This window comes from Hymenobacter siberiensis (genome assembly GCF_018967865.2).
Lineage (GTDB): Bacteria > Bacteroidota > Bacteroidia > Cytophagales > Hymenobacteraceae > Hymenobacter > Hymenobacter siberiensis.
On sequence record NZ_JAHLZY020000001.1, the window covers coordinates 4,162,749 to 4,176,287 of the forward strand.

The window sequence follows — 13,539 nt, forward strand, 5'->3', positions numbered from 1 at the left end:
ATGAATTGGGTCGCGGGCTACAGCTTCAACAGCCGGCGCGTCGTCTGCTGGCTGGGGTTGCGCACCCGTAGCAGGTACACGCCGGCGGGCACGGCCCGCACGTCCAGCAACTGGCGGCTGCTACCCGGCACCGCCTGGCTTAGGACCACCTGCCCGCTCAGGCTTATGATTTCGACGGTGCTGGCCTGGGCAGGCCAGGCGGTCAAATCGACCTGCACCTGGTCGGCCACTGGGTTGGGGCTGACGGTGAAATCAGCAGCGCGGGTTTCCGCCGTCACCGCTGCCACGGGCGAGAAGGAAAACGTACCATCCAAATCAACCTGCCGCAGGCGGTAGTAGCTCAGGCCGGCCAGGGGCTGGGCATCGGCCGCTTGGTAGTCAATACTGGCCGTGGAATTGCCCTGTGCTTTAACAATCATAATTTTGGCAAACTCCTGGCCATTGGCACTGCGCTCAATGGCGAAGTAGGCGCTGTTTTTCTCCGAGGCGGTGGCCCAGCTCAGGGCCACCCGGCCGGCAGTGGGCGTGGCGGCAAAGTGGGTGAGCTCCACGGGCAGCGGGGCTACAACGCAAGCCATTACGGTAGCCGCCACCGAGCCCGACTGCACGTTGAAGCCTTTGTTGGTGACTGGTCCGGCACCCGGCGTGCTGTCGCAGAAATCCAGCAGGCCCGAGGCCCCAAAGCCAAAGAAGGAATTGGTGCTCACGCCCGCCACGCGCACGCTGCCGCTGGTTGCCGTCGGCGAGCCGTTGAAGGTGCCGCTGTTGGTAAAGTTGCCGGTGACGTTCAGGCGCCCGGCATTGGTGAAGACGCCGCTGCTCACATTCTCAAAATACCCGGCGGCGGCGCTCAGCGTGATGGTGCCGTTGTTGACGGTGGTGGCCTTGTTGCTGTAGTAAGTGCCCGGGCTGATGGTGCCGTTGTTGGTGGTGGTGGCCCCGGAGTTTTGGTTGTCGTAGTAGCCGCCGGGCGCAATGCGGCCGTTGTTGGTGGTGGTGCCCCCGTTCACGTAGTTTCCGCCGGGGTTGATGGCGCTGTTCACCACCACGGTGCCGGAGCTCGAGCCGGTGATGAAATTGCCGGTGGGGTTCAGGGTGCCGCTGTTGGTGGTTTTGCCGCCGTTGTTGGTATAAGCAGCCGTGGCAATGGTAGCCCCGGCATTGTTGGTAAGCGTGCCGCCGGTCACCGTCACCGAAGCCGTGGCCGTGATGCTGTTGGCATTGGTGGTGGTGCCGCCGCTCTGGGCATAGGTTGCCGCCACAATGGTTCCGCTCGCACTGTTGGTGGTGGTCCCGGAATTAATGTACGCGGCTGCCACGTTTATCGCGCCGTTGTTGGTGATGGTGCCGCTGTTGGTGTAGGTAGTACCGCTGGCAGTCAGACTGATGGTGCCGTTATTGGTGATAGTCCCGCTGGTGACATAGCTGGTAGTAGGGGTAATGGTACCGGTATTGGCAAGGGTGCCACTGGTCGAAAAGCTGCTGGCATTCCAGACGGCGCGGTTATCAATGCTACCGGCGCTGCTGATGCCCGCATTGGTATTTACCGTGCCCGCATAATTGATGATGGAGGTGCCGGCAGAGGGCGAAATGCTGTTGCTGAAGGTGAGCGTGGGCGTGCCACCGTTGCTCGCGTTGCTGATGGTGGTGGAACCGCCAAAGGCCATCGAACCAATCGTGGCCGTGGCCCCGGCGCGGTTGCTGAAGGTATTGGTGCCCAAAGGAAATGTAATGGCTGCGGTCCAGGTGCCATCATTGGTCAGGGTAAAATTTCCCGTGCCGGAGTTCTGCACCGGCTGCGACCACGTTGCCCCGGCATTGTTGGTGAGCGTGAAGTTGGTGCTGATGCCCCCCAGCGTGTTTGTCCAGGCACCGGAGTTGACGATGGTTACCGGGTTGGTTTTCACCCCGTAGCTAATGGCATTCCAGGTGCCGGTATTGTTGATGGTCAGGCCATTGAGTGGCGAAAATTGCGGCCCACCCGGCCCCCAGCTCCCGGCATTGTTTACGGTGCTGCCCACGGCTATGCCACTGTAAAAGTTGCCCGTCCAGGTGGCCCCGGCGTTGTTGTTGATGGTGGCGGCGGCACTAATGCTGTTGCTGCTGCCGCTGATGGTGCTGCCGGAATTATTGTTGACGGTGCAGCCCGTTGCGGTCACACTCAATGCGCCGCCGTAGCTGATGCTGTTAAAATTGACCGTGCAGTTGCTATTGGCCAGGGTAATACTGCCTGAATAGCCGCCGCTTACGTTGATGGTGGTCCCGGGGAAGCTGGTGGTGTATGCCGTACTGCCACTCGTGAGGGAAACCTGCGCGAAGGCAGCTGGCCCTACCACCATCAGCAACAATAACAGGAGAATGCGGCAGCAACGGCCAGTATCGGACAAAACGCAGAAGAAAGAAGCATTTATAAAAAAAATCATATATAAACTTTAAGCGAAATTTTAAGCAGAACAAATGTATGATTTAGCCTCTGCAAACCAATATATTACCTAATACTGGCTCACGGATAAAGAGGCCCGTGCTGATTGCAAATGGCTTCACTCTACGACCAACGCCCTGTATCACCCAATGAAACTCTGTTTTTGGCCGACCAACAATTCTCCATCTTTTTTGGGCTACTGCGCTTTTTTTCGGACTGCTGATTGCACCGGCTCATAGGATGGGCAGCGAGGACCGGCCAACCCGTTACGGCTGGTCGCAAGTTGAAGTCAACCTGGTTGTCAAGGCTTCAACTGTTCAGCACGCTGGTGCAGCTTCTTCCCGCCGGTACGACGGTTCGTCTGGCCCAGGCGATGGTTCGGCAACTGCGGCTTTGCCCAGCGGCCTGCCCCTTGCCACCTTTGGAACATGAAAACGCCCTCCCTTACCTGCCCGGTCTTGTTCCGCCTCTTTTTCTCGCTGCTGCTGCTCGCCACAACCAGCACCTACGCCGCGCCCTCGCTTCTAGCGAATGGCACGCCCACCGTCACCACCTCCGATGGGGTGCGCCTATATGTGCGGGTGGAGGGCCAGGGCCGCCCCTGCGTGTTTGTGCACGGCGGCCCCGGCGCGGGCTCCGAAGTGCAGGAAACCCTGGCCGGCCCCCTACTGGAGCAGCACTTCCAGATGATTTACCTGGACCAGCGCGGCAGCGGCCGCTCGGCCAGCTCAACTACCAAAAGCTACGGCCTGGCCCGCCAGGTGCAGGATTTGGAGGAGCTGCGCCAGCAGTTGCACCTCGATAAGTAGGTGCTGCTTTCGCACTCTTTCGGCGGCCTCATTGCCACGGCCTATGCCCGGCAGTACCCCGGGCATGTGCTGGGGCTGGTGCTCAGCAACAGTATTCTGAACCTGCCGGCCTCCATGGAAAGCCTGGCTACCAATGGCTACGCCCTGCTGCCGTCCGCCGCCCGCGCAGCCGTCGATACCACCGCGCCGCTGCCCCAGCGCTTCGGCATGGTGATGGGCCTGCTCAACCAGCAGCACCTCATGGACCAGCTCATGTACAGCGCCGACTCTACGGTCGCCCGCGTGGGCCGCATCAAGCCCGCCCAGCCGGCCAACCACGACTTTGCGGCCTCCCTCTACCAGCCCGGCGTCATCGACGGCTACCTCGAAGATTTCACGGTGGCCACTCCGGCCCTGCGGATGCCCGTGCTGGTGCTGCCCGGCCAGGCCGATGCCGTGACCGGTCCCCAGCACCAGTCCTTCCACTTCCCCAACCAGCGCGTGGTGCCCATGCCGGGCAAGCACAATGCCCTGCTCGAAAGCCCACGCGAAGTGAGCCGGGCGCTGGCCGCCTTCGTGCGCCAGCTGCCGGGCTAGCGCCTACCCGCTTCTTCCACAGCAAGGCCATCCATTTCGGGTGGCCTTTTTTATTTCCATTGAAGCCAAAAAAGACGATGGCCGCCACGGGGCAGCCCTCCCGCTTCACCCTATTTGGATAATGGTCTGGAGCATGCGGCCGGCAGTTCGGCCGGCATCGTTCCCGGCGTCGTTTGCGCTAATATAAAGCTGTTTGCGAGCATCTTATTGCAGCTTATGGCTCTACTATTGGAGTTATTCAGAAAGTCACAAAAGGTACTCAGACGGTCATGCTTCGCTGCGCTCTGCATGACCGTTCGGGGACTTTCTAAACAGCTTCATTATGCTACTGGCACTGGTCAGCTCTTTCCCGGCCTTCGCCCAAACGGGCGGCGCGGTTTATGGCCTCTTTGGCTACGCCTCGATGACGACCGGCACCACCGGCGGCGCGGGCGGCACCAGCGTGACGGTGAGCACCGGCACGGCGCTGCAAGCCGCTATTAGCAAGCCGCTATTAGGAACAAGAGCACGCAGCCGCTCACCATTTACATCAACGGCACTATCACGCTGGCCAACTCGCCAACGCTGACCAAAATTGATGTGAAGGACGTGAGCGACCTGTCCATCATTGGCTTCGACCGGCTGGGCGAGTTCGTCGGCATTGGCCTGAAAGTGTTTCGGGCCAACAACATCATCCTGCAAAACCTGAAAGTGCACAACGTACTGGCCGCTATGGGCGATGGCGACTGCATCAGTATCGAAGGCCCGGCCAACCACATCTGGGTCGACCACTGCGAGATGTACAACGTGTACCAAGGTGTGGGCACCGACGACTACGACGGCCTGCTCGACGCCAAGGCCGACTGCCAGTACATCCCCTACTCCTGGAATTTCCTGCACGACGGCTGGAAGGCCAGCCTTTGCGGCTGTACCGAAACCGACAACTTCGACCGTAAAATCACCTACCACCACAACCGCTTCGAGAACATCAACTCGCGCCTGCCGCTGTTCCGCTTCGGCACCGGCCACGTTTTCAACAACTACTACAAGGACATTGCCTCTACCTGCGTGAACGCGCGCATGGGGGCTTGCCTCAAAATCGAGAACAACTACTATGAAAACAGCCGCAACCCCTACGTGGCCGCCTACAGCCCGCTGGATGGTTACGGCGACATCGTGGGCAACACCCTCGTCAACAGCCCCTTCGCATATGCCTCCGATGTGCATTTGCTCACGGCCTGCACCGCCGTGGTGCCCTACGTGTACACCAGCGTGCTAAACCCGGCCGCCAACGTACCGGCCATTGTGGTGGCCAACGCGGGCATTGGCAAAGTGGGCCCCACGCTGGCCACGGGCACGTATTCGGTCACGGCCTCGGCGCTGGGCCAGGGCACCGTGTCGCCGGCCAGCGGCATCTACAACCTAGGCCAGAGCGTGACGCTCACGGCCACGCCCGGCATTGGGTGGCAGTTTGCCGGCTGGAGCGGCGACACCACCATGACCACCAACCCGCTCCCCTTCCGGGTGCACGGCAGCAAGGCAGTGCGGGCCACGTTCACACTCATTCCCGGTACCGGCGCGCCCGGCCCGCTCATCCGCATCGAGGACACCAACACGCCTGCCACCGGCCTGTGCAGCTTCGACGGCGTGGTGAGCAACAACACCGGGACCGACAACGGCGCGGTTATCAACCTCACCAACTCGTAGGGCCGGGCCATTGCCTGGAAAGTGGAAGTGGCCCCGCCGGCGCCTACGAGCTGAAATGGCGCTATTCCAACAGCAGCGCCAGCTCGGGCTTCACCAGCCAGCTCAGCATCAACGGCTTGTTGGTGAGCCCGGTGGCACCTTTCCCACGCACGGCCAGCAGCAGCACCTTCGGCTTCGCTACCCAAAACGTAACGCTGGCCAACGGCGTGAACGAAATCCGCCTCGAAACCACCGCCGTCGCTTCTTTTGCCGATATCGACTGGCTGGAAATCACCGGCAACTGCATTGTGCCCACTAACTGTGCCAATGCCGTGGGCAGCGTGCAAGTGCTGGCCACCAGAGCCAGCGCAGGAGCCGCCACGCCCCAAGTATCGGCCAACCCCAACCCCACGGCCGGGGCCACCACCTTCGAGGTGACGCTGCCCACCGCCAGCCCCGTCCGCATTGCTCTGTTCAGCCTCACCGGCGCAAAAGTGGCCGACGTGCCGGTAAGCGCCGCCACCTTGGGTGCGGGCAGTCATCAGATTAACTACCCGACCACCAAGCTACCCGCCGGCGTCTACATCTACGCGGTGAGCACGAATGGCGGCACATACCGCGCCAAGCTGATGGTGGAATAACCTGTCGCCGCTAGTCATCATTCGCTTTACTCAGGATGACAGCTTTTTACCGGCGAGTACCGCGCACCATGCGCGCCTTTCCGAACATATCAGGCAATACGCGCACATCCTCAAAGTTATCCGGCGTGAGCAAATCTGCCGTTTCAATTCCCAGTAACTCGTTAATTTCCAGATATATACTTCCGCCAGTGCGCAGCAGTGCCCGGCCCACTTCGGCCAGCCGGCGGTAGAACAGTAGCGGGTCGGCATCGGGCACGAACAGCGCGGTGGCGGGCTCCCAGGCCAGCACGTTGTCGCGCATTGCGGGGCGCTCGCTTTCGCGCACGTAGGGCGGGTTGCTTACCAGAATATCCAACGAGCCGAGGGCAATTCCCTTCGGTAATCCATTCAGAATATCAACCTGCTCAAACGCCACTCCGGGCGCGAAACGGGCGGCATTGCGCTGGGCCACAGCCAGCGCTTCGGCCGAAATATCCACGGCCAGCACCTCGGTGGCGGGCAGTGCGCGGGCCAGTCCCAGCGCCAGGCAGCCCGAGCCCGTGCCCACGTCGAGCACGCGCAGGCCCGTCCGGCCCGCCTGCTCCTGCCGGATAAGATGCACCAGCTCTTCGGTTTCGGGGCGCGGAATGAGGGTGGCGGGCGTCACCTCCAGCTCCATATCGACAAAGTAGGCGATGCCCAGCACGTACTGCACCGGCTCGTGGGTCAGCAGGCGGGCCAGTAGCGGCTGCAGTGCGGCTTCCGCGCCGTCGGCGATGGGTTGCTGGGCCTCCATCATGCGCTCCAGGGCATCGAGCTGCAGCAGGTGCTCGGCGACGAGCGCGGCAATGGCTTGCGCTTCGGGCTGGGGGTAGATGGGGAGTAGCGCAGTAGTAACCGAGGTGGTGAATTGGCGAACGTTCATTACAACAAAGGTAGCGCCGCGCCCCAGCGGCGGCCCGGCCCTTACCTTCGCCCCCATGGAAAACGATGATGCCCTGTTCATGCGCCGCGCCCTCGATTTGGCACTGCTTGGCACTGGCTACGCCCGGCCCAACCCCCTGGTAGGCTGCGTAGTAACGCACAAAGGCCGCATTATTGGCGAGGGCTGGCACAAAAAGTACGGCGGCCCCCACGCCGAAGCAAATGCCCTGGCGGCGGTAGAAAACCAGGAGCTGCTGAAAAAAAGCCGCGTGTACGTGACGCTGGAGCCCTGCGCCCACCACGGCAAAACGCCACCCTGCGCCGATTTGCTCATTGCCAAGGGAGTACCCGAAGTGGTGATTTGCAACGAGGACCCCTTCCCGCTGGTGGCCGGGCGCGGCATCGAGAAGCTGCGCGCCGCCGGCGTGCACGTCGAAACCGGCTTGCTGGCCGAAGAAGGCCGCTGGCTGAACCGGCGCTTCTTCACCTTCCACGAGAAAAAACGGCCTTATCTGGTGCTGAAATGGGCCGAAACAGCCGACGGCTTCCTGGCCGGGCGCTATTTCCAGCAGGTGCAAATCAGTGGGCCGCAGGCGGGGCTGCTCACGCACAAGTGGCGCACCGAGGAGCAGGGCATTCTGGTGGGCACGCGCACGGCGCTGCACGACAACCCCCGCCTGAGCGCCCGCGAATGGCCCGGAGCCCAACCCACGCGCCTCGTCATCGACAAAAACCTGAGCCTGCCGCCCACTCACAACCTGCTCGACGGCTCGCAGCCCACCATCATCTACACCTACCGCCAGGCGCGCCACGCCACCAACCTCGACCACGTCATGCTTTCCGAAGCCGATGACCTCATGCCCCAGGTGCTAGCCGACCTCTACCAGCGCCAGGTGCAATCGGTGCTGGTCGAAGGCGGCCCCACGGTGCTCAACGCGCTGCTGAACGCCGGGCTTTGGGATGAAATCCGCGTGTTCCGCTCGCCCATGAAGCTGGGCCAGGGCATTGCCGCGCCACGCCTGGGCCACGGCGGCCTGCGCGAGCGCACAAACGTTGGGGCCGATGAGCTGTTTTGGTACGTGAACGATAAGTAACGCGGACTTTTAGTCCGCGGACGCGCCTTTAAAATACGTCTATCTAAAATTCATCCGCGGACTAAAACCACGCGCTACAAGCAATTATGGCCGAAACCCTCGCCCTCGACACCACGCTCACCAAAGCCGAGCAGTACCGGCAGCTCCTGCCCCAAATCCAAGCCCTCACCACCGGCGAGCCCGACCTGGTTGCCAACCTGGCCAACACGGCCGCCGCGCTGCGGCAGGCGTTCGGCTTTTTCTGGGTCGGCTTCTACCTCGTGAAAGGCGAAGAGCTGGTGCTGGGCCCATTCCAGGGGCCCATCGCCTGCACGCGCATCCGCCAGGGCAAGGGCGTGTGCGGAGCCAGCTGGGCCCGAGCCGACACCATCCTCGTACCCGACGTGGAGGCTTTCCCCGGCCACATCGCCTGCAGCTCCGATTCGAAATCTGAAATCGTGGTGCCCATTCTCAAAGGCGGCCTGGTCGTGGCCGTACTCGATGTCGACAGCGACCAGCTCAACGATTTCGACCAAGACGACCAAACTGCGCTGGAGCAGCTGATGCAGCTGGCGGCCACCTGGTTCTGACCACGGATTAGCGCGGATTTTAGCGGATTTCACGGATTTTGTGGGCGATTATTGCCAGTCATCCGGAGACTCATAAAGGTGTCAGGAGAACAAAAAAGGCTTGCCGATTGGCAAGCCTTTTTTGTTGATTTTAATCGTCCACAAAATCCGTGAAATCCGCACTAATCCGTGGTCAGACCTTTAGCTGGCAAATGACGGTTTCGCCGCCTTTTACCTTCTGGCCCAGCTCCACTTTCACTTCGGTATCCAGCGGCACGAACACATCGACGCGTGAGCCGAACTTGATGAAGCCGAACTCTTCGCCCTGGCTCACTTCGTCGCCCTCGTTCACGTACCACACAATGCGGCGGGCCATGGCCCCGGCAATCTGCCGGAAGAGCACAAGCGGGCCGGCATCGGACTCTACCACCACGGTGGTACGCTCGTTTTGGGTACTGCTTTTGGGGTGCCAGGCCACCAGGTAGTTGCCGGGGTGGTACTTGAAGTACTTCACCAGGCCCGAAATGGGGTTGCGGGTAACGTGCACGTTGATGGGCGACATGAAGATACTGATTTGCTTGCGCTCATCCTCAAAATACTCGGGCTCGAACACGTTCTCAATCACCACCACCTTGCCATCGGCCGGAGCCAGCAGCAGGTCTTCGTGGGTGAACAGGTGCCGGAACGGGCTCCGGAAAAACTGGAGAATCAGCAAAAAGATGATGACCGTGGCCCCGGCAAAGAGGCGGTTCACCAAATCCTGGCCCCGATTGAACTGGAACATGAGCAAATTGAGCGCCAGCAAAATCAGCAGCGTAACAAACAGAATGCGTCGTCCTTCTTTATGAATCTTCATAATCACTGATTTTCGCTGATTAACCGTGATTTCGCTGGTTTCAGCATAGTCAATCGGCGCAACAAGCCGCCTGGCCGGGCAAATTACGGCCAGAAACGGCACGGACCAAGCGGCCTATGCCCTTTCTTACGTACAACAAAATAACAACCGACTAGGCGCACTTGCCGCCGGGTTTGCCTTCTATTATTATCCTCGCCTCAACTGTAGGCCACGCCCGCAATCAGCGCAACCCCGGTTAAGCAGCCAGAATCAACTGTTTAGAAGCCGCCGCGGAACTTGTAGGTCTGGGCCACTTTGTCGATGCTCACGACGTAGGCCGCGATGCGCATCGGGATTTTATATTTCACACTGGTCTGGTACACCTTCTCGAAAGCGTCGGACATGATGCGGTCGGCGCGCTCGGTCACCATTTCCTCGGTCCACTTGAAGCCCTGGCGGTTCTGCACCCACTCGAAGTACGACACCGTGACGCCGCCCGAGTTGGCCAGAATATCCGGCACCACGAGGATGCCCTTTTCGTTGATAATGGGGTCGGCTGAGGCCGAGGTGGGGCCGTTAGCACCTTCCACGATGAGCTTGGCCTTGATGTCGCGGGCGTTGTGCTCGGTGATAACGTCCTCCACGGCGGCGGGCACCAGCACGTCCACATCGGCGGTCAGCAGGTCGTCGGCATTTTCCATCAGCGTGGCACCGGCGTAGCCGTCGAGGCGGCCCGCGTGCACGTTTTTGTAGGCAATGGCTTCGTCGATATTGATGCCATCAGCGTTCCAGTAAGCGCCCGATACGTCGCTCACGGCCTTAATCTTTACCCCTTTCTCGCTCAGCAGCTTGGCGGCCCACGAGCCTACGTTGCCGAAGCCCTGCACGGCGGCCGATACTTCGGTGGGCTCCAGGCCCAGCTTGGCCAGGGCGGCCAGCGCGGATACCATTACGCCACGGCCGGTGGCCTCGGTGCGGCCCAGCGAGCCGCCCATTACCAGCGGCTTGCCGGTTACTACGGCGGGCGAGGTCGCGCCTACCGTTTTCGAGAATTCGTCCATCAGCCAGGCCATTTCGCGCGGGCCGGTGCCCATGTCGGGGGCCGGAATATCGCGGTCGGGGCCGAAAACGTCTTTCAGGGCCAACGTGTAGGCGCGGGTGAGGCGCTCCAGCTCGCCGACGCTCATGGTGGTGGGGTCGCAAATAATGCCGCCTTTGGCACCGCCGTAGGGAATGTCCACCACGGCGCACTTCCAGGTCATCCAGGCTGCGAGGGCCTTCACCTCGTCGAGGTGCACATGCTTATCATAGCGAATGCCGCCCTTGCTGGGGCCGAGGATGGTGTTGTGAATCACGCGGTAGCCTTCGAATACGCGCAATTTGCCATTGTCCATCGTCACGGGCAGGTTCACGATGACTTGCTTATCGGGCGCTTTGAGAACGTTGTAGGTTTCGTCGTCGAGGCCGAGGATTTCGGCCGCGATGTTGAAACGCGACATCATAGATTCGAGCGGGTTTTCGCGGTCCATTATCGGAGCCGGCTCCTTGTACACAGTGTGGGCTGTCATTCGGGAAGGGGATTTAGGGATGGGGTTGGGTGGGATAACAGGTACGGTTTAGGGCCGCAAAGGTATTGCTTTTGTCAGGATGATTCGGGCAAATCCCCCAAACCTTTGGGGCGGGTTTTAATCGACTGTTACTGCGCAGGAACGATGCTGCCGCAGTTTATGGGCCCGCTGGCCGCAGTTTAGCGCGTAGCGCGTAACTGCGAGCCACCACGTAATGCGAGTTTGCAACTCGCTGCCGCGAAGCGGCAATCCCGTACCCACATCATCCAGCGGCGAGTTACAAACTCGCCTTACCCATAGGCCAGCAGTTACGCGCTACGCGCTAAACTGCGGCCAGCGCCGAGGGTATGCGAAGCGGCGCTTCGCACTACAACCCCGCCAGCAGCTGCAGCAGCGCCAGCACCGGCAGCACCAGCAGAAACGCATCGAACCTATCCAACAACCCGCCGTGGCCGGGCAGGATGCTGCCCGAGTCCTTCACCCCCACGCTGCGCTTGAGCATGGACTCGGCCAAGTCGCCCAGCGGCGCGAATACCGCCACCACGCCGGCCGCCACGAGGCGATGCGTAAGCGGCATATCGGGCAGCATAAAACCCAACGCCCAGCCCACCACCAACGTGAGCACGAAGCCGCCGGCCCAGCCTTCCCAGGTTTTGCCGGGTGAGATTTGGGGGGCCATTTTGTGCTTGCCGAACGTTTTGCCGGCGGCATACGCGCCGATGTCGGAAGCCCAGATGAGGAAAAGCAGGGCGAAGATGCGGCGGTAGTCGTAGTGGCCACTTGAAAAGGCTATCTGGCTCAAAAAGCTCATCGGCAGGCCCACATAAAATAGTCCGCCATAAGTGGCAGAAATATTATCAAAAGGTTTACCCCCATTCGGCCACCTTAAAATCTCATACAAAACAAGCCCTACCATTGCGGCCAATGCGGCTACACTAATTCCAGTATAAATTTTTGGGAGTGTTGATAGCAAAAAAGTATTTCTATCAAAAGGGCTTTCTTCTCCTAACGGTGGGTAAATGGTATAGCCTCCACTCGGCAAGTTGAAATAATCATTAACAGCGCCTAGCCCGTAGATGTACACATAAATCAGCAACCCCATTAGCAGGCCCATCCATACAATGGGTTTACTGCCGCCCGCCCGCATCATGCGATAGAACTCCCACAGCATTACGGCCTGCACGGCGGCGAAGAACAGCCCGAACGTCCAGGGGCTGAACCAGACACTGCCCAGCAGCATGGCCGCCCCGATGAGGCCGTAGATAACGCGCAGGCGCAGGTTGCTGGGACCGGTTTTTTCGGGGGTAATGGAGGTATTCGGAAGCGTAGAGTCAGGCAAGTTGGAAAGGGATGTAGAGAGGCATAATTGCGTCTCGTCGTTGCTGATGTTGTTTATTTTGAGCGAAGCAGCACAGTTCCGGTCGTTCAACGCAAGCCGTTTAACGCCGAGACGCAATTATGCGTCGCCACCGCGCACGGCCACGCCCTCGCTGCTGAGGGTGAGCATGGCGGTGGGCGCAGCCGGGGCCGTAAAGTGCCGGTGTAGGACATAGAGCAGCCCAGCCGAGAGCAGCACCGACGGAATGGCTAGCGCCCAGGGCAGGGCATCGGAAGAATCGGGGTCGAAGCCCCAGCCGAACTGGCCACGCTGGGCCAGGTAAAGCAGGACGAGCTGGAAGGCATTTTGGGTGAAGTGCGCGGCCATGCTCACCAGGATATTGCCGCTCCAGAGGTACAAGTACCCCAGCACCAGCCCCAGCACGAAGCGCGGCACAAACCCAAAAAACTGCATGTGAATAGCCGAAAAAATGGCCGCCCCCAGCCACACGCCCACATGCGGCGAAAACCAGCGCACCAGGTTTTTCTGAATCACACCCCGAAACACCAGCTCCTCGGCCACAGCCGGCACCAGCCCAATCACCAGCACCCCCACCCAGAACCGCGCGGGCGAGTTGAAATTCGTCAGGAACTTGGTGAGCACGGCGGCTTTGTCCTCACTGGCCCGCGCCCACACCTCAAAATCGTGCAGTGCGGCCGGGAAATGCGCGCCCGCGTTCCAGGCAATGATGGTGGACATGAACGGCAGCGTGACGATAATGAGCCCCGCCACCACCAGCAGCCATCCCGCCGCCCCCAGCCGGCGCGGGCTGAAATACTCGGCCCAGCCGTAGCCCAGCGCCGAGGCCAGCCCCAGCGCCCCGCCCGTGCCAGCCACAAACAGCAGCACGCCCTGCATCATCATCAGCAGGCTCCAACCCTGCGGGGAGGCTGCCGGGGCCTGCGCCACCTGCTGGATTTCAAGCACCGACATCCCGAAGCCCCACTGCGCCCAGGCGAAGATGATGGCGTAGCCCACGCAGCCCCCCGCCACCAGCATGGCCAGTAGCACCAGTATCTGTAGGCCGGGGTGCAGCGTGCGGGGCAGGAAACCTTTCATAGCGGGGTACAAGTTGAGAAGGGCGTAAATTTACCGCAGTT

At 60.9% G+C, this 13,539-nt stretch carries 11 protein-coding genes and 1 pseudogene; 6 read left to right on the forward strand and 6 right to left on the reverse strand.

Translation table 11 applies throughout. The annotated features are described in order from the left end of the window. Positions 1-17: 17 nt before the first annotated feature. Positions 18-2,387 (reverse strand): T9SS type A sorting domain-containing protein, encoded by a 2,370-nt coding sequence (locus KQ659_RS18480; protein WP_216690991.1) that lies wholly within the window; start codon positions 2,385-2,387, stop codon positions 18-20. Between the two features lie 463 nt (positions 2,388-2,850). Here KQ659_RS18480 and KQ659_RS18485 point away from each other — a divergent pair. The 4 genes and pseudogenes from KQ659_RS18485 (at position 2,851) to KQ659_RS18500 (ending at position 6,113) form a co-directional block, all read left to right on the forward strand. Next, positions 2,851-3,807 (forward strand): annotated as a pseudogene (locus KQ659_RS18485) (alpha/beta fold hydrolase). Between the two features lie 322 nt (positions 3,808-4,129). Next, on the forward strand, positions 4,130-4,375 hold the full coding sequence (locus tag KQ659_RS18490; protein WP_216679731.1) for a hypothetical protein: 246 nt from the start codon (positions 4,130-4,132) through the stop codon (positions 4,373-4,375). A gap of 20 nt (positions 4,376-4,395) precedes the next feature. Then, positions 4,396-5,493, forward strand: a complete 1,098-nt coding sequence (locus KQ659_RS18495; RefSeq protein ID WP_216685872.1) for a pectate lyase family protein — start codon at positions 4,396-4,398, stop codon at positions 5,491-5,493. Next, positions 5,418-6,113: a T9SS type A sorting domain-containing protein gene (locus KQ659_RS18500; protein WP_226930048.1), complete on the forward strand. Its 696-nt coding sequence runs from the start codon at positions 5,418-5,420 to the stop codon at positions 6,111-6,113. The genes KQ659_RS18495 and KQ659_RS18500 overlap by 76 nt, the downstream gene beginning before the upstream one ends. A 46-nt stretch (positions 6,114-6,159) precedes the next feature. On the opposite strand, the gene prmC is transcribed toward KQ659_RS18500, so the two are convergent. Next, positions 6,160-7,017 (reverse strand): peptide chain release factor N(5)-glutamine methyltransferase, encoded by an 858-nt coding sequence (gene prmC, locus KQ659_RS18505; RefSeq protein ID WP_216679727.1) that lies wholly within the window; start codon positions 7,015-7,017, stop codon positions 6,160-6,162. Positions 7,018-7,072: 55 nt separating this feature from the next. On the opposite strand from prmC, the gene ribD reads away from it, so the two are divergent. Both ribD and KQ659_RS18515 read left to right on the forward strand, forming a co-directional pair. Next, complete coding sequence (gene ribD, locus KQ659_RS18510) at positions 7,073-8,110, forward strand: bifunctional diaminohydroxyphosphoribosylaminopyrimidine deaminase/5-amino-6-(5-phosphoribosylamino)uracil reductase RibD (RefSeq protein WP_216685870.1); 1,038 nt, start codon at positions 7,073-7,075, stop codon at positions 8,108-8,110. An 86-nt stretch (positions 8,111-8,196) separates the two neighbouring features. Then, a complete protein-coding gene (locus KQ659_RS18515) occupies positions 8,197-8,679 on the forward strand; it encodes a GAF domain-containing protein (protein ID WP_216690992.1) in 483 nt (160 codons plus the stop codon). A gap of 172 nt (positions 8,680-8,851) precedes the next feature. Here KQ659_RS18515 and KQ659_RS18520 read toward each other — a convergent pair whose 3' ends face one another. The 4 genes from KQ659_RS18520 to KQ659_RS18535 form a co-directional block, all read right to left on the reverse strand. Then, a complete protein-coding gene (locus KQ659_RS18520) occupies positions 8,852-9,514 on the reverse strand; it encodes a phosphatidylserine decarboxylase family protein (protein ID WP_168672318.1) in 663 nt (220 codons plus the stop codon). Between the two features lie 257 nt (positions 9,515-9,771). Beyond that, the gene (locus tag KQ659_RS18525; RefSeq protein ID WP_216679724.1) at positions 9,772-11,061 is read right to left on the reverse strand and encodes a Glu/Leu/Phe/Val family dehydrogenase; all 1,290 of its coding nucleotides are present in this window, start codon (positions 11,059-11,061) and stop codon (positions 9,772-9,774) included. A gap of 367 nt (positions 11,062-11,428) precedes the next feature. Further along, positions 11,429-12,400 (reverse strand): phosphatidate cytidylyltransferase, encoded by a 972-nt coding sequence (locus tag KQ659_RS18530; RefSeq protein ID WP_216690993.1) that lies wholly within the window; start codon positions 12,398-12,400, stop codon positions 11,429-11,431. Positions 12,401-12,517: 117 nt separating this feature from the next. Next, positions 12,518-13,498 carry a CPBP family intramembrane glutamic endopeptidase gene (locus tag KQ659_RS18535; RefSeq protein ID WP_216690994.1) on the reverse strand — a complete coding sequence of 327 codons (981 nt, stop codon included), beginning with the start codon at positions 13,496-13,498 and terminating at the stop codon, positions 12,518-12,520. Positions 13,499-13,539: the final 41 nt, after the last annotated feature.